19 protein-coding genes and 1 riboswitch are annotated in these 19528 nt (G+C 63.7%); of the genes, 8 read left to right on the top strand and 11 right to left on the bottom strand.

What is annotated here, in order from left to right; genetic code table 11:
* Positions 1-7 precede the first annotated feature (7 nt).
* Positions 8-664, bottom strand: coding sequence for a VOC family protein (locus tag B4383_RS23125; protein WP_078293708.1), 657 nt, complete (start codon positions 662-664; stop codon positions 8-10).
* A gap of 50 nt (positions 665-714) precedes the next feature.
* Between B4383_RS23125 and B4383_RS23130 the strand changes: the two genes are divergently transcribed.
* Positions 715-1812: an LLM class flavin-dependent oxidoreductase gene (locus B4383_RS23130; protein ID WP_078293713.1), complete on the top strand. Its 1098-nt coding sequence runs from the start codon at positions 715-717 to the stop codon at positions 1810-1812.
* Positions 1813-1823: 11 nt separating this feature from the next.
* On the opposite strand, the gene B4383_RS23135 is transcribed toward B4383_RS23130, so the two are convergent.
* Positions 1824-2120, bottom strand: coding sequence for a hypothetical protein (locus tag B4383_RS23135; RefSeq protein ID WP_078293716.1), 297 nt, complete (start codon positions 2118-2120; stop codon positions 1824-1826).
* Positions 2121-2269: 149 nt separating this feature from the next.
* On the opposite strand from B4383_RS23135, the gene fadD8 reads away from it, so the two are divergent.
* Positions 2270-3859 carry a fatty-acid--CoA ligase FadD8 gene (gene fadD8 / locus B4383_RS23140; RefSeq protein WP_078293718.1) on the top strand — a complete coding sequence of 530 codons (1590 nt, stop codon included), beginning with the start codon at positions 2270-2272 and terminating at the stop codon, positions 3857-3859.
* Here the strand turns inward: fadD8 and B4383_RS23145 are convergent.
* Both B4383_RS23145 and B4383_RS23150 read right to left on the bottom strand, forming a co-directional pair.
* Entirely contained in the window at positions 3856-4446 is a 591-nt protein-coding gene (locus tag B4383_RS23145; RefSeq protein ID WP_078293720.1) for a TetR/AcrR family transcriptional regulator, read from the bottom strand. The genes fadD8 and B4383_RS23145 overlap by 4 nt on opposite strands.
* On the bottom strand, positions 4436-4855 hold the full coding sequence (locus B4383_RS23150; RefSeq protein WP_078293723.1) for a PaaI family thioesterase: 420 nt from the start codon (positions 4853-4855) through the stop codon (positions 4436-4438). Before B4383_RS23150 ends, B4383_RS23145 begins: the two co-directional genes overlap by 11 nt.
* 75 nt (positions 4856-4930) lie before the next feature.
* A riboswitch (cobalamin riboswitch) is annotated at positions 4931-5154 on the top strand.
* A 134-nt stretch (positions 5155-5288) separates the two neighbouring features.
* Between B4383_RS23150 and metE the strand changes: the two genes are divergently transcribed.
* The 4 genes from metE to B4383_RS23170 all read left to right on the top strand — a co-directional run bounded on the left by metE (position 5289) and on the right by B4383_RS23170 (position 10075).
* A complete protein-coding gene (metE, locus tag B4383_RS23155) occupies positions 5289-7559 on the top strand; it encodes a 5-methyltetrahydropteroyltriglutamate--homocysteine S-methyltransferase (RefSeq protein ID WP_078293725.1) in 2271 nt (756 codons plus the stop codon).
* A 99-nt stretch (positions 7560-7658) separates the two neighbouring features.
* Positions 7659-8558: a mycobacterial-type methylenetetrahydrofolate reductase gene (locus B4383_RS23160; RefSeq protein WP_078293728.1), complete on the top strand. Its 900-nt coding sequence runs from the start codon at positions 7659-7661 to the stop codon at positions 8556-8558.
* Positions 8559-8618: 60 nt separating this feature from the next.
* On the top strand, positions 8619-9182 hold the full coding sequence (locus B4383_RS23165; protein WP_078293731.1) for a GNAT family N-acetyltransferase: 564 nt from the start codon (positions 8619-8621) through the stop codon (positions 9180-9182).
* 56 nt (positions 9183-9238) lie between these two features.
* Positions 9239-10075: a DUF6578 domain-containing protein gene (locus B4383_RS23170; protein ID WP_139361002.1), complete on the top strand. Its 837-nt coding sequence runs from the start codon at positions 9239-9241 to the stop codon at positions 10073-10075.
* 73 nt (positions 10076-10148) lie between these two features.
* Here B4383_RS23170 and B4383_RS23175 read toward each other — a convergent pair whose 3' ends face one another.
* From B4383_RS23175 to prpD, 3 genes are read right to left on the bottom strand one after another with little or no spacing between them, the layout of a single operon-like run.
* Positions 10149-11270 carry a bifunctional 2-methylcitrate synthase/citrate synthase gene (locus B4383_RS23175; protein ID WP_078293738.1) on the bottom strand — a complete coding sequence of 374 codons (1122 nt, stop codon included), beginning with the start codon at positions 11268-11270 and terminating at the stop codon, positions 10149-10151.
* Entirely contained in the window at positions 11267-12187 is a 921-nt protein-coding gene (gene prpB / locus B4383_RS23180) for a methylisocitrate lyase (RefSeq protein WP_078293741.1), read from the bottom strand. The genes B4383_RS23175 and prpB overlap by 4 nt, the downstream gene beginning before the upstream one ends.
* Positions 12184-13698 carry a 2-methylcitrate dehydratase PrpD gene (prpD, locus tag B4383_RS23185; RefSeq protein WP_078293790.1) on the bottom strand — a complete coding sequence of 505 codons (1515 nt, stop codon included), beginning with the start codon at positions 13696-13698 and terminating at the stop codon, positions 12184-12186. Before prpD ends, prpB begins: the two co-directional genes overlap by 4 nt.
* 118 nt (positions 13699-13816) lie before the next feature.
* Between prpD and B4383_RS23190 the strand changes: the two genes are divergently transcribed.
* On the top strand, positions 13817-15238 hold the full coding sequence (locus B4383_RS23190) for a short-chain fatty acyl-CoA regulator family protein (protein ID WP_078293743.1): 1422 nt from the start codon (positions 13817-13819) through the stop codon (positions 15236-15238).
* Here the strand turns inward: B4383_RS23190 and B4383_RS23195 are convergent.
* The 4 genes from B4383_RS23195 to B4383_RS23210 are packed head-to-tail and all read right to left on the bottom strand — an operon-like array spanning position 15229 to position 18227.
* A complete protein-coding gene (locus B4383_RS23195; protein ID WP_286143909.1) occupies positions 15229-16464 on the bottom strand; it encodes an MFS transporter in 1236 nt (411 codons plus the stop codon). The two genes, B4383_RS23190 and B4383_RS23195, sit on opposite strands and share 10 nt — an antisense overlap.
* Positions 16428-17162, bottom strand: coding sequence for an alpha/beta hydrolase (locus B4383_RS23200; protein ID WP_078293748.1), 735 nt, complete (start codon positions 17160-17162; stop codon positions 16428-16430). Before B4383_RS23200 ends, B4383_RS23195 begins: the two co-directional genes overlap by 37 nt.
* On the bottom strand, positions 17159-17803 hold the full coding sequence (locus B4383_RS23205; RefSeq protein ID WP_078293750.1) for a class I SAM-dependent methyltransferase: 645 nt from the start codon (positions 17801-17803) through the stop codon (positions 17159-17161). The genes B4383_RS23200 and B4383_RS23205 overlap by 4 nt, the downstream gene beginning before the upstream one ends.
* A gap of 46 nt (positions 17804-17849) precedes the next feature.
* A complete protein-coding gene (locus B4383_RS23210) occupies positions 17850-18227 on the bottom strand; it encodes a DUF427 domain-containing protein (RefSeq protein ID WP_078293752.1) in 378 nt (125 codons plus the stop codon).
* 98 nt (positions 18228-18325) lie between these two features.
* On the opposite strand from B4383_RS23210, the gene B4383_RS23215 reads away from it, so the two are divergent.
* Positions 18326-19507 (top strand): acyl-CoA dehydrogenase family protein, encoded by a 1182-nt coding sequence (locus tag B4383_RS23215; RefSeq protein WP_078293754.1) that lies wholly within the window; start codon positions 18326-18328, stop codon positions 19505-19507.
* Positions 19508-19528 lie beyond the last annotated feature (21 nt).

Raw genomic sequence — 19528 nt, forward strand, 5'->3', positions numbered from 1 at the left:
TAGGCGGCTAGCGCTGTTCGATCAAGATTGTCGGGACTGCCAGCCCGGGATCCTTGACGGTGGCGACTCGTGTTCCCGGCTTGTGGCCGTTGCGGATATCACTGAGCGTGACATCGGCGGCTGTCAGGCGAGCATGGGTCGCGTCGATATCGGCGGTGCGCCAGGCGATTCCCCACAGTGAATCGGGGCCGGAGGGGGCGTCGTCGCGCAACACCACCTCAACCACCAGCCCGGCGCACCGGAAGAACAACTGGTGCACACCCCACGACTGCATGCGATCCAGGCGCAGGTCGAAGCCGAGCCGTCCGCACAACGTCGCGATGATTCTGTCGCGATTGGGGGAGAGCAGCACCAGGTGATCGATCTGGCCACTCGGTGGCTCCGGACGTGCGGGCCGCTGACTCAGTCCCAGGGTGAGTCCGTCGGCCTGGCCCGCGGCGAGCTCTCCGTGAGGAGTCAGGGGAAGGCCGCGTCGATCGACCAGCCGAGCCGCGGAGGACAGGTCCTCGACGCGAAACAGCATCCCGGGGTGCGGCGCCCATTCGGGGAGCCCGAGATGGAGCTGGGGATGCGGAATTTCCGTGCCGAGCAGCCTCGAGTAAGCGGCCTTTGCGTCAGCGAGATTTGGGACGTCCAGAAGCACCGAGTCCAGTTCGGTGATCATCAGAGAATTTCCCCCTGCCGGACCGGAGTCCGCTTATGCATACTGGTGGTGTGCGCTTTCAGCTTCTCGACATTGTCTTCCATCTGCCAAACCCCTCGACGGGGGCGTTGGCGCCCGCCGCCGACCGGCTGAACCGGGTGGTCGAGACCGCGGTGCTGGCGGAGAGCCTGGGTTTTGACTCCTTCGCGGTCGGGGAACGACATGCGGGAGACGTGCTGTCCTCGGCTCCTACGGTGTTGTTGGGAGCGGTGGCCGCCGCCACCGACCGGATCCTGTTATCCACCGGCGTCACGGTGCTATCCCTCTTGGACCCGGTGCGTGCGGCAGAGGACTTCGCCACCATCGACCAGCTGAGCCGCGGCCGGCTCGAAATCGTCATCGGGAAGGGCAACGAAGACCGTCAGTACCCGTTGATGGGCCTGGATATCGCCCGACAGTACGAGTACCTGCAGGAGAACTACGAGTTGCTGCGGCGGCTGCTGCGTGAGGAGCACGTGGATTGGGCGGGGGTGCACCGGCACCCACTTGCCGACGCGACGACGCTGCCCAGGCCGTACGATGGACCGTTCCGGATCTGGCATGGGTCGGCGACTTCGACGTTCGCGGTCGAACTCGCCGCCAAGTGGGGTGACCCGATAGTCACCGCAAATGCCTTGCAGCCCAAGGAAAACTACAAGGTTCTTATCGACAGGTATCGGGAGCTGTATGCACAGAACGGGCACGACCCGGCCAACCTGCATGTGGGTGCGGGCTCGGGTGGGCTGTACCTGGCCGATACGACCGAACAGGCCATCGCGCAGTACCGGCCCATCTATGAGGCACGCCTGGCGCAGATGGCGAAGCTCAAAGACCATCCGAACGCCGTTGGCAAATTTCCGTCCTTCGAATCGATCGAGGACGCGGCAGCTCGCGGGCCGGTGTTGGCCGGTTCGCCGGAACGTGTGGCCGAGAAGATCATTCAGTGGCATGACGCGTTCGGCCACGAGTTTCAGTCGATTTCGTTGAGCCCCGAGGCCGACTTCGAGGAACAGCAGGACACCCTGCGCCGATTCGCCGAAGAGGTTGTCCCGCTGGTGAAGGCGGAGGTCACCTCGACGCTGTGGAGCCCCCAAGACACGCAGCGAGCCAAGGGATTCACCGTGACCTAAGGGGCGCCCTATCAGATCTGACCCGGGCGATTCATCGGGTTCAGCGGGCTGGCGGGGTTGGCCGGGTTGTTGGGATTCATGGGACTGGCCGGGTTCGCGGGGTTGTTTGGGTTGAGCGGGCTGGCGGGGTTTGCCGGATTCGACATGCTGTTCGGGCCGTATGGGCCAACGTTGCAGACCGCATTGGCGTTGCCGATGCAATCGCCGGGGTTGAACGGATCGGGATCTGCCGGGTCGGCGCTCGCGAAAGGCGTGGCAAACAGCGTCAAGGCCATGAGTAGCGCGCCGGTGGCCGTCGACTTGGGCATTTAGCTAGCCTAGCAAGCCTATTGAATCTTTCTCGGGGGACTGGACGGGGCGCTGCGTAGCGGGTGGACGTGCCCGTTCTTGCCCAAAACTAGAACATGTTCTAACGTCGAGCGAAGTGCCTGATCGGCGACCATTACTGAGGAGCGCGATGCCTGACCCATTTGACCCACTGCACGGGTCGATCAACTCCGGGCACCTGCTGGTCGCCGCCCTGAAAAAGAACGCCAACGCGCCCGCGCTGGTGCTCGGGGACGTGACGCTCACCGGCGCACAGATGGCCGACGAGATCAGCAAGTACATCCAGGCGTTCACCGCGCTGGTGCCCGATCCGACCGATGGTCAGGGCATGTTGGCACTCAACCGCCCCGAGGTGCTGTTGGTCATCGGCGCGGGGCAGCTGCTGGGCACCCGGCGTACCGCGCTGCATCCACTCGGGTCGCTCGACGACCATGCCTATGTGCTGGCCGACGCCCAGATCACCACGCTGGTCATCGACCCCACCCCGCAGTTCGTCGAGCGCGCCGCCGCCCTGGTGGAGAAGGTGCCTACGCTGACCCGCGTTCTGACACTCGGCCCGGTCCCCGCCGAGCTGGCCGAGGTTGGGCATGACCTGGTCGCCGCGGCCGCGGATCTTGCGGCGAAGCCGCTGGTGCCGGTCAACCTGTCGCCGGACCACATCAATGGCCTTACCTATACGGGCGGAACGACGGGTAAGCCCAAGGGCGTCATCGGCACCTCACAGTCGATTCTCACCATGACGCAGATCCAGCTGGCCGAGTGGGAGTGGCCGGAGCGCCCCAAATTCCTGATGTGTACCCCGCTTTCACATGCCGGTGCCGCGTTCTTCATGCCGACCCTGATGAAGGGTGGGTCCATGGTGGTGTTGCCCAAGTTCGATGCGGGCGCCGTGCTGGCCGCGATCGAAGAGCACAAGATCACGGCCACCATGCTGGTGCCCTCGATGATCTACGCGCTGATGGACCATCCGGATTCACACACTCGCGACCTGTCCTCGCTGCAGACCGTTTACTACGGCGCCTCGGCCATCAACCCGGTGCGGCTGGCGGAGGCCATCGAGCGGTTCGGGCCGATCTTTGCGCAGTACTTCGGACAGTCCGAGGCGCCGATGGTGATCAGCTACCTGGCCAAGGGTGATCACGATGCCCAGCGGCTCTCCAGCTGCGGCAGGCCCTCGGCATTCCTGCGTACCGCGCTGCTCGACGACAACGACCAGCCGGTGAATCAGGGCGAGCCCGGCGAGATCTGCGTGGCCGGACCGTTGGTGGCGGGGGGCTATTGGGAACTGCCCGAGCAGACCGCCGACACCTTCAAGAACGGCTGGCTGCGTACCGGCGATATCGCGCGCGAGGACGAGGACGGTTTCTGGTTCATCGTCGACCGCACCAAGGACATGATCGTCACTGGTGGTTTCAACGTGTTCCCCCGTGAGGTGGAAGATGTTGTCGCCGAACATCCTTCGGTGGCGCAGGTTGGTGTCATCGGGGTGCCCGACGAGAAGTGGGGCGAAGCGGTCACGGCAATCGTGGTGCTGCGTGCGGATGCCGACCGCAGCGGTGACGCGGTGTCCAAGATGACGTCCGAGATTCAGTCCGCAGTCAAGGACCGCAAGGGTTCGGTGCAGTCGCCCAAGCATGTGATCGTCGCCGATTCGCTGCCGCTGACCGCGCTCGGCAAGCTCGACAAAAAGGCACTGCGTCAGAAATACGCCACGGTCTAGTTCTGCGGCGAGAGGAGATTCCGCGCGCTCGTGTGGATGAACTCGCGTAGCCACGGCGCCGGCTCACCCTTGTCGGGGAGATGACGCCGCACCGCGGCGTAGGGCATATCGATCAGTGCGAACATAACCTTGTCGAGCACCTCGGTAGTGACTTCACCAAACTGCCGTTCGGCGAACTCGCGCAACGCCATGCGGACCCGCGAGTTCAGCGCCGTGAGGTCGGCGACGAGGGTGCCGGGCCAGTGCGCCACCAGATCGGCCTTCTCGTACTGGAGTAGCAACAGCGCTTCGTTACGGTTCGCCCCCGTCCAATCGAAGGCGTGATCGATGGTCGCGGAGAGGACCTCCTGAGCATTGGGCAATGCGAGCGCCGTGATAATCCCGTCCTGATAGCGGGCGATCGAACGCAGCCAGAGGCGGGCCATGAGCTCGTCGCGGCTGGAGAATCGGTGATAGATCGACCCCGAGGGCGCACCGAGGGTCCGTCCGATGGCGGCAGCCGTGGCTGCCGACGGCCCTCCCGTAGTCACCAGCCTCAGCGCCGCATCGAGAATGTCGTCGGCGGTGTACTGAGGCCTACGCCCCACGGTGCCGAACCATGCTCGTGCCCTGGGCGACCGCGACAAGCTTGGTGTTGCCGTCGTGGTCCTCGACGGATATCTCGCAGCGGCCCAGAGCCTTGGTGCGTCCGGCGCTCACCAGGGATGCGTCGGCGAGTAGGCGCACGCCGTCGCGGGCGGGTGACACGTACTCGATGGTGTATCCGCTGGTGACGATGTCGGCACCGAGACCGAGCCCGCACGCGTAGGTGATCGCGTTGTCGGCCAGGTAGCTCAGCACTCCGCCGTGAATGAATCCGCTCTGCTGGCGCAGCTCGTCGCGGATGTCCAGCGAGAGCTGCACTCCGGACTCGTCGATCCGGCTGATTGAGGTACCCAGGAGGCGACTGAATGGCTGGGCCTCGAGCACCTGTTGTGCCTGGTCACGTGTGATCACAATATTAGAGAATAGTCACTAATAACTGGATGGGCGAGCGTGCATATGATGTAAGGCGCAGCTGGTTTGTCAGTGTCGGCTTCGGTCGGTACTGGCATCGAGTGACGGTCCCCACGGGGCTGCCATGAGAGGGAACCCGGTGAGAATCCGGGACTGTCCCGCAGCGGTATGCAGGAACGATCGCCGTCATAAGCACTGGGAAAGCCACCAACGATCCTGGGAAGCGACGGCCCGTAGGAAAACCTGAGCCCGGGTAATGCCTGCAAGTCCGAAGACCTGCCAGTTGTGTCGGGTGCGCCGCGCCCGACGGATCATCGCCTCGCGGAATGGGCGTATGGCCGAATCGGTTTCAACCAGCACATTGCGTGCTGGTTACTCGGGCTCGGCTTGCTTGTCCTGGGCGGTGGCCACCACGCCGTAGACAGAGGACAGCATGACCACTCCATCATTCAAGGCAACCACGCTCGGTTCGGCGCGCATCGGCCCGCGTCGTGAGCTCAAACGGGCTACCGAACGCTACTGGGCCGGGCGCACCAGTCGTACCGAGCTTGAGACCGTCGCAGCCGGGCTTCGGCGCGACAACTGGTCCGCACTGGCGGCCGCCGGGCTCGACTCCGTCCCGGTGAACACCTTCTCGTACTACGACCAGGTGCTCGATACCGCGGTGCTGCTGGGAGCGCTCCCGCCCCGCGTCGCCGGCATTAGCGACGACCTCGACCGCTACTTCGCCGCCGCACGTGGCAATGACGATGTGACGCCGCTGGAAATGACCAAATGGTTCGACACCAACTACCACTACCTGGTGCCGGAGATCGGACCGGACACAAAGTTCACGCTCAACCCGACGAAGCTGTTCGGTGAGCTGAAAGAGGCTGCAGCCCTAAGTATTCTGGCTCGACCGGTTGTCGTCGGCCCCATCACTTTCCTTGCGTTGAGCAAGTCCGTCGACGGAGCCGGTGCACCCATCGAGCGCCTCGACGAGGTGGTATCGCTGTACGAGCAGCTGCTGGTGCAGCTTTCGGAGGCCGGGATTGGTTGGGTCCAGATCGATGAGCCCGTACTCGTCACCGACATCCTGCCGAACGGCCCGGAGCTGGCCGAGCGGGTGTACGGCCGCCTCGGCACCGTTGCCGACCGGCCCGCGATCTTCGTCGCGAGCTATTTCGGGGACCTGGGTGCCGCACTCCCGGCCTTGGCCCGCACCCCGATCGAGGCGATCGGTATCGACCTGGTCTACGGGTCGGCATCGGGCATTGCCTCGGTGCCGGAGCTGGCCGGAAAGACCGTTGTGGCCGGTGTTGTCGATGGCCGAAACATCTGGCGCACCAACCTGGAGTCTGCGCTGGGCACCCTCGGAACGCTCGTGGGATCGGCAGGCGCGGTGGCGGTCTCGACATCGTGCTCGACGCTGCATGTGCCCTACTCGCTGGAACCGGAGACCGAACTCGATGACCAGCTGCGCAGCTGGTTGGCTTTCGCTGACGAGAAGGTCAAGGAAGTCGTGGTGCTGGCGCAGGCACTGGGCGAGGGGCGCGATGTTGTTGCCGCGGAGTTCGCGGCGTCGAATGAGGCCGTCGAATCTCGCAAGACGGATCCGCGTCTCAACAACGGTCAGATTCGTGCTCGGCTGGATTCGATTCTGGCGATAGGTGTTTCACGCGGCGATGCCGCAGAGCGCCGTCGTAGTCAGGACGAGCGGCTGAAGCTGCCCGAGTTGCCGACTACGACGATCGGGTCGTTCCCGCAGACCGTCGAGATCCGCAAGGCGCGACAGGCCCTGACCAAGGGCGAGATCGACGACGCCGAGTACGTGCGACGGATGCGTGCCGAGGTCGCCGATGTCATTGCGCTACAGGAGAAGCTTGGCCTGGACGTGCTGGTGCATGGCGAGCCGGAACGCAACGATATGGTGCAGTACTTCGCCGAGCAGCTGGATGGTTTCTTCGCCACACAGAACGGCTGGGTTCAGTCGTACGGCAGCCGCTGCGTACGCCCGCCGATCCTGTATGGCGATGTAGCGCGACAGAACCCGATGACCGTCGAGTGGGCCACCTACGCTCAGTCGCTGACCCCGAAGTACGTCAAGGGCATGCTGACCGGGCCGGTGACCATCCTCGCGTGGTCGTTTGTGCGTGACGATCAGCCGTTGGCGGACACCGCCAACCAGATCGCGCTGGCTATTCGGGACGAGACGGTGGATCTGCAGAACGCCGGTATCGCCATCATTCAGGTGGATGAGCCTGCGTTGCGTGAGCTGCTGCCGCTGCGCTCGGCGGACAAGCCCGCGTACCTGGACTGGGCAGTCGGCGCATTCCGGCTCTCCACCTCGGGTGTCTCCGATGCGACGCAGATCCACACGCACCTGTGCTACTCGGAATTCGGCGAGGTGATCGGCGCGATCGCTGACCTGGATGCGGACGTGACCTCGATCGAGGCTGCCCGTTCGCACATGGAGGTGCTCGATGATCTCAACGCGATCGGCTTCTCCAACAGCGTCGGCCCGGGCGTGTATGACATCCACTCGCCGCGGGTGCCGTCGACGGCCGAGATGGCGAATTCGCTACGTGAGGCGCTGCAGGCCGTTCCTGCGCAGCGTCTCTGGGTCAATCCCGACTGTGGCCTGAAGACCCGGAAGGCTGACGAGGTAACTGCCTCGCTGGCCAACCTGGTGGCCGCTGCGACCGAGGTGCGTGCGGGCGCCTAGTTCCCGATGAGCGCGCGAGCAGTCCCCTACGCGGGGGACTGCTCGCGCGTGAATTTAATTGGTGTATAAACCATTAGCGAGACTAATCGGAGGTCCCTGGTGTCCATGAATACCGTTGCGCTGGAGTTGGTGCCTCCCAATGTCGATGGCGGACTCGACAAGGCGTCCGAAGAACTGGAGAAACTGTCCAGGTTCTCGGCGGAATTCGGCATCGACGGGCGCATCGACCACGTCATGATCCCCTCGATGATCGTGGAGGACGGCGATCGCCCACTGGAGATGAAGCCGAAACTGGATGTCGTCGACTATTGGTCGATCATCCGGTCCGAGCTACCCACCATGCGGGGACTGTGCACCCAGGTCACATCCTTTTCTGACGAGACGTCATTGCGGAGCCGGCTGACCGGCCTGACCGAAGCCGGGATGGACGGCGTGATCTTCGTCGGTGTACCGCGCACCATGAGCGATGGCGAAGGCTCGGGCATTCCACCGACCGACGCGTTGTCGAAGTTCGATGACATCGTCGATAACAGGGGAGTGATTCTGATCCCCACCCGCAGTGGGGAACAGGGCCGCTTTTCCTTCAAATGCGATAAGGGCGCCACCTTCGCCATGACCCAGCTGCTGTACTCCGATGCGGTGGTTGGCTTTCTGCAAGAGTTCGCACGCTCAAGCGACCACCGGCCGGAGGTTCTGCTGTCGTTCGGTTTCGTGCCCAAGCTGGAGTCCAAGGTCGGGCTCATCGACTGGCTGATCCAGGATCCCGGCAATGAAGCCGTTGCGCGCGAACAGAATTTCGTCAGGTCGCTGGCTGCCTGCGAACCCGATGCCAGACGTCCACAGCTTGTCGATCTCTACAAACGAGTCATCGACGGCGTGGCAGACCTCGGTTTTCCCTTGAGCGTGCACTTCGAAGCGCCGTACGGTCTCGCCAGGCCGGCTTTCGAGACTTTCGCCGAGATGCTGGGGTACTGGTCACCCGCACGCGAGACCTCCTGACGGAGGCGGCAGCCCGGAATTCCGTTGACCACGTCCGAATTCGTGGTTGAGACTGGTCGCATGGAACCTATCGAGTTGCAGACGGACCGGTTGGTTCTGCGTGCCGTCACCACCGCAGACGAGGCCGCGCTTGTTGAAGCCTGCAACGACCCGGAGATCACGCACTACCTCCCGCTCCCGGTGCCGTACTCCCTTGAGGATGCGCGGAATTTCATCGTCAGGTCGGCGCAGGAGTGGGCAGACAACTCCCGATATGGGTTCGGGTTCTTCCTCATAGACACGGGCGAGCTCGCCGGCACCTGTTCGCTCAAGTCGATCACACCTGGCGTGGTGGAGGTCGGATACTGGTCGGCCTCGCAGTATCGGCGCAAGGGGCTCACGACCGAGGCGATTCGGCGACTGTGCCAGTGGGGATTTGATCAGCTGGCCGCCCATCGCATCGAGTGGTGGGCCGTTGTCGGCAACGACGGTTCGCGGGCCGTGGCGGAAGCGGTCGGGTTCGAGATGGAGGGGTTGTTGCGCCAGCGCGCGTATCGACGAGAGGAACCTGCAGATTGGTGGGTAGGCGGGCTGTTATCTCGGCCCAAGTGGCCGAGTATTGACGCTCGGCGTGCTGCTGGCTAACCTTGCCATCGGTACACCGGGTCCGGAGCGTTCGTGCTCCGTTCGCCTAACGCTCGGTGCTTTCAGTGATCAACAGGGTTCCGGATCGGAACAAATCTCTTGTATACCTGGGTATTTCACATTGGGAATACCAGTGCTGCGGTAGTACTCCTGAGATCGGCCAGGTTGTCGATTGGCACGTCTGCGCGTATCCCGCAGAGAGTGGCTACCTACTGGCCTCGGCGGCGGCAGTCAATTGGGACGAGGACCGCGAGATTATTCGATTTCCGTACGGGTGTGCGAGCTGGGATCCGACACGCGGAGATCCCGCGAATTCGCTGGTAATCCTCTGGGCTACTTGGCATGAGAGTCAAAGCTGGCCCCGGCTGCGTGGCGTTGTCGAGGAACTGTACGACGTGTCGGCCACCAGGTGCAGAGACGCGTCTGGTTGCATGATCCATCGGCCCACGTCGTTTCAGTACCGACCCGTCGAGCTTGCGACGAGATGGCCCGGGGAGCCACCGATGGGTGAGATCGGACACCGCGTGATCACGGGATCGGTTGTGGGGCTGCGCGTGACCTCGTCAGTCGAGCCAACCGACGGTGACATTGAGGCGCTGCGCGACGAGCGCGACCGAGGTCGACGAACGCTGCTCGTTTACGGGCCGCCGGAAGCGTTTGGCGCAGTACTCCCGACACGGGGAGCCCGAGTCATAGTCGATCTCGCGGACCCTCGGCTGAGCGTGGACGATATGCGCAGCTATGCGGGTGTTGTCACGGGCATTGCCGGGCAAGTAAGTCGCACGGTGCACTCACCAGATGGGCTCTACACCGGCTTTCTTAATATCGATCCGGAGGCGCCCCCACCGGATGAGCTGTTCATTCAATTGCTCTGCGACAGGATGCCGAACTAGCCGAATCGAGTGTGCGGTTTACGTCGACAAATCAGCGAGATTTCGACGTAAACCGCACACTGGGCGATGAGGTCTATGACGCGAGTGACCGCTGAGGCTTTCCGGAGTACTCGCTCAGTGGTCGGATCAGGGCGTTCGCCGCGGCCTGTTCCATGATGTGTGCGGTCCAGCCAGTAATCCGGCTCATCACGAAAATTGGTGTGAAGCAGGGGATGTCGAATCCCATCAGGTAGTAGGCGGGCCCGGTGGGGAAATCCAGATTGGGCTTGATGCCGGTGGCCGCGTCCATCTCGGATTCCAGCACCTTGTAGATCTCGAGCCACTGACGACCGTCACGAACCCGCGCAACGTCCTCCAGTGCGGCACGCATCGTCGGCACCCGGGAATCGCCGTTCTTGTACACGCGATGCCCGAAGCCCATGACCTTCTCTTTGCGGGTCCGCTTGCCCTGCAACCATTCTGCCGCCTTAGTGGCGTCACCGATCTCGATCATGTCGTGCATGACGGCCTCGTTGGCGCCGCCATGCAGGGAGCCCTTGAGTGCGCCGATGGCGGCGGTGACCGCACTGTAGATATCGGATTGCGTCGAGGTCACCACGCGGGCGGCGAAGGTCGAGGCGTTGAAGCTATGCTCGGCGTACAGGATCATCGACTGCTCGAACGCCGTGACGATCACCGGGTCGGGCACTTCGCCGAAGCACATCCGCAGGAAGTTGGCCGAGTAGCCGAGGTGGCTATGGGGCTGAATGGGGTCCAGCCCGCGGCGGCGGCGCATGTCGGCCGCGACGATCGTTGGCAGCACCGCGAACATGCGAAGTGACTTGGCGTAGTTGGCTTCCGGGGTGCTGTCGTCCTCGGAAGGATCCTCGGCTCCCAGGACGCTGATCGCCGTGCGCACTACGTCCATCGGATGGCAGGTCTCGGGCAACTTGGCCAGCAGCGCCATCAGGGAGCGGTCCAGACGGCGCTGCGCACGCTCACGTTGATTGAACAGTGCGAGCTCGCCCTCATTGGGCAGCTCGTCGTGCCACAGCAGGTACGCGACCTGCTCGAAGCTGCATCGGGCGGCGAGATCCTGCACCGGGTATCCGCGGTAGGTGAGGGAATTGGTCTCGGGCACCACCTTGGAGATGGCGGTGGTGTCCACCACGACGCCGGCAAGTCCCTTGTGAATGGTCGGGGTCGCGGTGGTCATCGGGCTCCTCCTCCATTGAGGCTGAAATTGAAGATCTCGGTGTCGAACTGGTTGTATTCGGAGTAGCGGAGCAGCTCGTACAAGCGGCTCCGGTGCTGCATCTGGTCCAGCAGTCCAGATTGCGTGCCCGCCGAATCGATTTCACGAAGACCTTGCTCTACGGCGAACATCGCCAGCCGCAGGGTCGTGACGGGATAGATGACGACGTTGTACCCGACTTCGCGGAGCTGGTCTGCCGTCACGAGTTCGGACTTCCCGAATTCGGTCATGTTGGCGAGCAGGGGAACATCGACCGCGGCGCGGAACTTCTCGAACTCGCCGATGTCGCTGAGCGCCTCGGTGAAGATGAGATCCGCGCCGGCATCGGCATAGGCCTTTGCGCGGTCGATTGCCGCGGGCAACCCCTCGATACCCGCCGCATCGGTGCGGGCGCAGATCACGAAATTGGGGTCGCGCCGTGCGGAAACCGCCGCACGGAGGCGCCGAACCATCTCCGCGGTCTCGACGACGGCCTTGCCGTCAAGATGCCCGCACCGCTTGGGATTCACCTGATCCTCCAGATGAAGCCCGGCGACTCCGCTGTCTTCGAGGACCGTCACCGTGCGGGCGGCACTCATCGGCTCGCCGAAGCCGGTGTCGGCATCGATCAGGGTCGGCAGGTCGGTGACCGTGGCGATCTGTCGACCTCGTGCCGACACCTCGGTGAGTGTCGTCAACCCGATATCGGGCAGAGCCAGATCGGCGGACAGTACGGCCCCCGACACGTAAACACCCTCGAACCCGATTTCCTGAATTAGCTTGGCCACCAGGGGCGAAAACGCTCCGGGTAGGCGCAGCAGGTCGTCCGAGGCCAGGCCTTCCCGGAATGCGGCGCGCTTGGCAGCCGCATCCGTGGCGGAGGCAAGAAGTGAGGTCACTTAAAGATCCCCTCGGGAGTCGTGGGCGCCTTGTCGAGGACAACGGCATCCACGAGCGGGTTGAGCGCGCCCAGCGAGCCTGCCTTCAGGTCGACCAATCCCTGTGCCACGGAAAGGAATCGATCCTGCTCACGCTGTTCGATGACGCCATCGGACAAGACCGTGAACTTGTTGACGTAGTTCTCCCGGGCGAAGGGGCGTGCCCCCAGCGGATGGGCATCGGCGATCGCGAGCTCGTCGGTGATCACCTCGCCGTTCTTGAGAGTGACGACGGCCTTGCAGCCGAAGGCTTTCTCGTCGGGGTTGGTGGAGTGATAACGGCGAGTCCATTCCGGATCTTCGACGGTGCTGATCTTGTTCCAGAGCTCGATGGTCTCGGAACAATGCGCGCGCTCCGGGGCGTACGAGCGCTCGTGGTGCCAGGTGCCGTCTTCGAGTGCGACGGCGAAGATGTACATCACCGAGTGATCGAGCGTCTCGCGCGAGGCGTCGGGGTCGAACTTCTGCGGATCGTTTGATCCAGTCCCGATCACCACGTGCGTGTGGTGGCTGGTGTGCAGCACGATCGTCGCGATCTGAGAAAGGTCGCCGATGCGCTCACGCATTCTGCGGGCCAGGTCAATGGGCGCCTGGCTCTGGTACTCGGCCGAATGCTCCTTGGTGTAGCTGTCCAGGATGGCGCGCTTTTCCTCGCCGGGGCCCGGCAGCGGAACTTCGTAGACCTTCTCGGGTCCGCCGAGCAGCCAGGCGATCACGCCGTCCTCACCCTCCCAGATCGGGGACGGCGCACCCTCACCGCGCATGGCGCGGTCGACGGCTTCGATCGCGACCTTCCCGGCCCAGGCCGGTGCGTAGGCCTTCCAGCTGGAGATGAGCCCCTTGCGGGACTGCCGGGTCGCAGTGGTCAGGTGCAGGGCCTGACCAATGGCCTGATAGATCGTCTCGGTGTCGAGCTTCAGCATGGTGCCCAGGCCGGCGGCCACCGAGGGGCCGAGGTGCGCAACGTGGTCAATCTTGTGCTCGTGCAGACAGATTCCACGGGTGAGGTTGATCTGAGTTTCGTAGGCGGTGGCCAGACCGCGAATGAGATCGGCTCCGCCGATGCCGAGCTGCTGGGCCACGGCCACCAACGGCGGAATGTTGTCGCCGGGGTGTGAGTAGTCGGCGGCCAGGAAGGTGTCGTGAAAGTCCAGCTCGCGTACGGCGACGCCATTGGCCCATGCTGCCCACTCGGCCGAGTAGCCACCGCTGAGACCGAAGACGTTGGCACCGCGTCCGCCGGAAGACACAGCGTGTGCCTGCGCCTGGCGGCGTGCGACGGTGACGGGACGGCGGATGACTGAGGCGGCGCTGACGGCGGCGTTGTCGATGATCCGGTTGATGACCATCGCTTCGGTGTCGGCGGGAACGGCAACGGGGTCAGAAGCGACCTCGGCGATCTTCCAGGCGAGGTGTTGGTCGCGGGGGAAGTCGTCGGCGCTACGGCGGGTGTGTACGGAGTGAACGTGCATGATCCGCACATTACGCACGTGGTTAGGAGATAAAAAGACCATGTAAATGCGTATTTCTGTATCCTTAGTCGGCATATCTTGCAAACATTGCGAATAGATGTGGAGTTATCCTGACGACATGTCCAGACCGTTCGCCGGAGCGCGGTTGCGGAGGTTGCGCGAGGAGCGCGGCCTGACGCAAGCCGCGCTCGCGCGTGTTCTGGACTTGTCGACGAGCTACGTCAATCAGCTGGAGAACGATGCGCGTCCGGTAACGGTTGCGGTACTACTGCGGCTCACCGAACGGTTCGACCTCTCGCCGCACTACTTCTCCCCGGACTCCGATGCCCGGCTTGTCGCGGATCTTGGCGAGATATTCACCGAGGCGTCCGTGGGTGAGGTGAGTGATCTGCAGCTCGAGGAGCTGGTCGCCCGAATGCCATCGGTGGGTCAGACCCTGGTGGGCATGCACCGCAGGCTGCGGGATGTCACTGCGGAGCTGGAGAGCTACCGCGCGACCGAGAACGCGGCAACAATCGGTGACTCGATACGAGAGCCGTTGCGTCCCATGCCGTTCGAGGAGGTCCGCGACTTCTTCTACGATCACAAGAACTATCTCGGTGAGCTCGACACTGCCGCTGAAGATCTATTCGAGCATTATGGTTTGCACATCGGTGGGCTTGACGCGCAGCTGGCCGCGGTGTTGAAGCAAGATCATGGCATCGCGGTTACCGTGACCAAGGGTGGGGCACTTTCGGATTCGGCCAAACGCCGGTTCGACACGGATGCTGGGGTTTTGCGTATCGCACATTGGCTCACGCCCGGTCAGCGTGCGTTCCAAATGGCCACCCAACTGGCTCTGTTGACGCAGACCGAGACCATGGCGGCCATCCTCTCCGGTGCCGAGCAGCTGAGCCCGGAGGCCATTGGCGTCGCCCGGATCGGCCTGGCCAACTACTTCGCTGGTTCATTCCTCTTGCCCTACAAACAATTTCACCATGCTGCGGAGTTCAGCCGGTATGACGTCGACATCCTGGCACGGCAGTTCGAGGTCGGACACGAGACCGTCTGTCACCGTCTGTCCACGCTGCAACGCCCCTCCATGCGTGGGGTTCCGTTCATCCTGGTGCGCACCGATCGGGCGGGGAATATCTCGAAACGTCAATCCGCCACGGCGTTTCACTTCTCCAGGGTGGGTGGAAACTGCCCACTGTGGGTCGTACACGAGGCGTTTTCAAACCCGGGGCAGTTTGTGACCCAGGTCGCGGAGATGCCCGATGGCCGCACGTACTTCTGGGTCGCACGCACGAGTAGCACGTCAACAGGTGGATTTCTGAGCACGCCGAAGTCGTTCGCGATCGGGCTGGGATGCGATATCGCCCATGCCCATCGTCTGGTGTATTCGACAGGAATCGCGATCGACGATCCGGCAACCGCCGTGCCAATTGGCCCGGGCTGCAAGGTGTGCGTGCGCGAATCCTGCGCACAACGTGCGTTTCCCTACATTGGCCGCAGCGTCCACGTCGACGAGGACGCCAGCAGCCGCCTGCCTTACACCTGAGCGGCGTGCCGCAGCACGGTGGGCGCGGCGGCGATCAATGCCACCAACTGAATCACGCCGACCACCGCGATGAGCATGGGAATGGACACCTCGTACAGGTAACCCGTGAGGGTCCCGCCGATCGCGGTCGCAGTGCCGAGCACGGCCGCATAGACCCCGTACGCGGTGGCCCGGCGCGGCGACGGGACGAGGTCTGCGACCACAGCGCGCAGGGTGGATTCCTGAATCCCGACGGCGGCACCCCACAGCAGCGCGCCGAGCACGATGCCCACCAACGAGTCCGTGAATGCCAGCATTGGTACGGCGGCGCCGACGATGGGCAGAACCACAAGGGTTTTCGGTCCCTTGCGGTCATATGCCCAGCCGGAGAACAGGGCGGCGGCGGCCGCGGCGGCCATTGCGACGGCGTATACCAACGGCACCGCGGCGGGCGCCAGGACGCCGCGATCGACCATGTGAAACGACAGCACGCCAAAGGTCGCGAATCCAGATACGGTGATCCCGGAGAATCCCGCGTACAGCCAAAACTTCAACGGCAGTTGGAGTTTGTGGCGTACGGCCGATGTGCCGTGGGTATCTGCGGCGTCCTCATACCGTTCGGGATGAGGTACTCGCCGGCGAAGCCAGAACAGCAGGGCCAGCGCTGCGGCTCCCGGAATCGCCAGCACGGCAAATGTCGGCAGGTAATTCCCCTGGGTGAGGGCGAGCATGCCGGCGACCACCAGCGGGCCGGTGATCGCGCCGACCTGGTCCATGGCTTCATGGACCGCGAAACCCTTCCCGCGGCCGGTGACTGAGGTGGCGTGCGAGAGCAAGGTGTCCTTGGCAGGGCTGCGTACCGCCTTGCCCACACGTTCGGCGATCACCAAGGTGGCGGCAACCCAGAGCACGCTGGCCATCCCCAGGAACGGAACCGTGACCACGGTGAGCGCATAACCGGCGATGGTCCAGCTCCAGAACATGCGGGTGCGGTCGGTGAGGGGGCCCGACACCAGCCGTAGCGCCAGCGCGCCGGCCTCGCCGATTCCGGTCACCACACCCACGACGAGAGCGGTTGCCCCGAGCGATGCCAGGAGCGGTCCGGTGATCGAGCGCGCGCCTTCGTAGACGATGTCGGCGAACATGCTGATGACGCCAAAGGTGGTGACAAATCGCCAAGCCGAAAGGCGCTGTGGCACAGCTGGATAATCTAGTCGATCCACCGGCTTACCTGCTCGGCGATCCATACGCCGTCGTCGAGGGGAAGGTCGTGTCCGGCGGAAGTATGTACCGCCAGGGGGGCACCGAATGTGTTGGCAATCGCGCTTGACGCGGAGGAACTCACGAGTCGATCGTGTGCGGAGGTCAGAACCAGCAGCGGAGTGTCGATATGTTTCGGCATCCGGAAACCGATGGCCGCAATAGTCTGGCGGGCGATGCTGGCGCTCGAGGGACGCTGAGTCTGCAGGTACCCCGCCCACCGCTGGGATAGCGCGTCGAGATCGAGATCGAGGTCGGGGTTGTTGGCGGTCTGTGCCAGGATCGCGCGCTCGCGCGGCAGGTCGGCACGGAACCGTCCGAGCACCAGGTTGGGAATCGACGACGGCAGGAACCGCTGCCACACCGGCGTTGCGGCGGTGCTCGAATTGATGATGACGGCGCGCTCGAAGTCTCCGGGGTAGCGCGCGCACCAATCGAGTCCGATCATGCCGCCCAGAGATATGGAGAGCAGCGACCACGTATCGCTGCCACGGTCCAGCCGGGACCGGATGTCGTCCGTGATCGCCGAGATGTTCGCGGGGGATGTGCGGTGGAACTCGGTGCCGAATCCGGGCGCGTCCAGGCATTCCACCTGAACACCAAGCGATTCGGCGAAGACGTGCGGGAACTGCTCCCAGTGGCGCTTCTCGCGGCTCAGGCCACGCAGCAGCAGCCACCGTGTCATCGCTTGATGCCCACCGTGAGCCGATCGAACTCCACGAAGGGAAGGGTGAAGGGATGACGCACCGGTCGCTGCACCGCAACTTCGAATCCGGCGGTTTCGAACATCTGACGCATCTCGGCCTTCGACGGAACGCTTGCGGGCACACGGTCGCCGAAGACCCGGCGCAGGAGCGGGGCGGAGGCGCGGTCGGGCGTGAAAGTGGTGATCGCGGTGAATCCGCCGGGAGCCAGCACGCGATGGAACTCGGCGAGTGCAGCGGGCTGATCAAAGAAATGGAACGCCGAGGTGGACACCACCGCGTCCAACGCGCCGTCGTCGAACGGCAGCTTCTCGGCAGGCGCGAACTGCCAGTCGACGAGCGCCGAACGGGCCTTCGCCTGGGCGAGCATTCCTTCGGACATATCGACCCCGTGCACCTGCTCGGGTTCGAGTTCCTCCTGGATGCGGGTGGCCAGAATGCCGGTACCGCAGGCGATATCGACGACTCGCTGAGACTCGTGTTGACGCAGCAGGGCAAGCATCTCGTCCTGTGCGGGGCGGTACACCCATTGTTGTAGGGGTGCCCAGTCGTAAGCCTTGGCGGCGCGCCCCCAGAACCGCGTCACCTGATCGTTGAAAGCTCGCCGTTGAACCGTCGTCATGCGCACAAGGTACGCCAGCAACCAGGGGGTCGCCAGACGGGTGCGCTCACTGTGCGGTGACGTCGACCCGGTTGGGGTAGAAGGCCAGATGACGGGTGATCTGGGAGACCGCCGGGTACGGGTCTTCGTACGTCCAGACGGCGTCCTCGATCGTTCCCTCAGATGTGTGCACCGAGTAATACGACGCCTCGCCCTTGTACGGGCAATAGGTGTGGGTATCGGTGCGCTGTAGTACCTCCCAGTTCACTGCGTCGGGTGGGAGGTAGTACACGGGTGGGTAGGTGGCCTCCTGCAGCCGCAGCGCATTGGTGGTGTCGGCGATGGTGCGATCGCCGGACGTGACCACGACGCGAGTATTGGAGGGCACGATGTCGATGGGGTGGTCCGGGCCGGGAACCAGATGCGGCCTGTTGGGGGTGGACATATTTCCGAGGGTAGGCTTCCCTGGCTCTGCAGGTTTGAGCGGCTGTACCGCTTCGGTTCCTGGCCGGGACAAGGCCCCCGGGCGCTAGGGTCTGCGACATGGCTGCGGATGCTGACCGAAGTGACCCCGACGAGCTGTTCGGTATCGACGCGCTGCTCAGCGACGAGGAACGTGCGATTCGCAATAGCGTGCGTGCGCTGGTTCAGGCGCGCGTAGTTCCGAACGTCCAGCGCTGGTATGAACATGGTGATCTACCCGTGCGCAAGCTTGCGCTGGAGCTGGGCAAGATCGGTGTGCTCGGCATGCACCTGCAGGGTTATGGATGCTCCGGAACGTCCTCTCTGGCATACGGACTGGCGTGCATGGAGCTCGAGGCGGGCGACTCGGGGATCCGTTCACTGGTCAGCGTGCAGGGATCACTGGCGATGTACGCCATCTATGCCTATGGCAGCGATGCGCAGAAACAGAAATGGCTGCCCCGGATGGCGACAGGGGAGGAGCTGGGATGTTTCGGCCTGACCGAACCGGATTTCGGGTCCAATCCCGGTGGAATGCGCACCCATGCCCGGCGCGATGGCAGCGACTGGATCATCAACGGCACCAAGATGTGGATCACCAACGGGTCGATCGCCGACGTTGCCGTCATCTGGGCGCAGACTGACGACGGAGTGCGTGGCTTCCTGGTATCGACCGATTCGGCGGGGTTTAACGCCGAGACCATCCGGTCCAAGATGTCCTTGCGCGCCTCGGTGACCGCTGAACTCAGTCTCAGCGATGTGCGGGTGCCGGAAAAGAACCGGCTACCGCTGGCGATCGGGCTCAAGGCACCACTGTCCTGTCTCAACGAGGCGCGCTTTGGCATCATCTTCGGCTCGATGGGTGCGGCTCGTGAATGTTTGCGCACAGCAATCGATTACGCGCAGACCCGTGAACAGTTCGATCGCCCGATCGCCGGATTCCAGTTGACCCAGGAGAAGCTGGCCAACATGACCCTGGAATACGGCAAGGGGCTGCTGTTGGCTCTGCATCTGGGGCGTCGTAAGGATGCGGATACGTTGACCACCCCACAGGTCAGTCTGGGCAAGCTCAACAATGTGCGCGAGGCGATCGAGATCGCCAGAACGGCCCGGACAATTCTTGGTGCGAACGGGATTTCGGGTGAGTATCCCGTCATGCGACATGCCAACAATCTGGAGTCGGTGTTGACCTACGAGGGCACCAGCGAGATGCATACGCTGGTGATCGGCCAGGCACTCACCGGTATCGCGGCGTTCCGGTAATCACCTCACGTCGACACTGCG

The sequence above is a fragment of the Mycobacterium sp. D16R24 genome (assembly GCF_002013385.1).
In the GTDB taxonomy this organism is placed as follows: domain Bacteria; phylum Actinomycetota; class Actinomycetes; order Mycobacteriales; family Mycobacteriaceae; genus Mycobacterium.

What these genes read in the sequence shown, in the direction of transcription:
- B4383_RS23125 (WP_078293708.1), bottom strand. Translation starts at nt 664, where the DNA reads ATGATCACCGAACTGGACTCGGTGCTTCTGGACGTCCCAAATCTCGCT.
- B4383_RS23135 (WP_078293716.1), bottom strand. Translation starts at nt 2,120, where the DNA reads ATGCCCAAGTCGACGGCCACCGGCGCGCTACTCATGGCCTTGACGCTG.
- fadD8 (WP_078293718.1), top strand. Translation starts at nt 2,270, where the DNA reads ATGCCTGACCCATTTGACCCACTGCACGGGTCGATCAACTCCGGGCAC.
- metE (WP_078293725.1), top strand. Translation starts at nt 5,289, where the DNA reads ATGACCACTCCATCATTCAAGGCAACCACGCTCGGTTCGGCGCGCATC.
- B4383_RS23165 (WP_078293731.1), top strand. Translation starts at nt 8,619, where the DNA reads ATGGAACCTATCGAGTTGCAGACGGACCGGTTGGTTCTGCGTGCCGTC.
- B4383_RS23175 (WP_078293738.1), bottom strand. Translation starts at nt 11,270, where the DNA reads ATGACCACCGCGACCCCGACCATTCACAAGGGACTTGCCGGCGTCGTG.
- prpD (WP_078293790.1), bottom strand. Translation starts at nt 13,698, where the DNA reads ATGCACGTTCACTCCGTACACACCCGCCGTAGCGCCGACGACTTCCCC.
- B4383_RS23190 (WP_078293743.1), top strand. Translation starts at nt 13,817, where the DNA reads ATGTCCAGACCGTTCGCCGGAGCGCGGTTGCGGAGGTTGCGCGAGGAG.
- B4383_RS23195 (WP_286143909.1), bottom strand. Translation starts at nt 16,464, where the DNA reads ATGGATCGCCGAGCAGGTAAGCCGGTGGATCGACTAGATTATCCAGCT.
- B4383_RS23200 (WP_078293748.1), bottom strand. Translation starts at nt 17,162, where the DNA reads ATGACACGGTGGCTGCTGCTGCGTGGCCTGAGCCGCGAGAAGCGCCAC.
- B4383_RS23205 (WP_078293750.1), bottom strand. Translation starts at nt 17,803, where the DNA reads ATGACGACGGTTCAACGGCGAGCTTTCAACGATCAGGTGACGCGGTTC.
- B4383_RS23210 (WP_078293752.1), bottom strand. Translation starts at nt 18,227, where the DNA reads ATGTCCACCCCCAACAGGCCGCATCTGGTTCCCGGCCCGGACCACCCC.
- B4383_RS23215 (WP_078293754.1), top strand. Translation starts at nt 18,326, where the DNA reads ATGGCTGCGGATGCTGACCGAAGTGACCCCGACGAGCTGTTCGGTATC.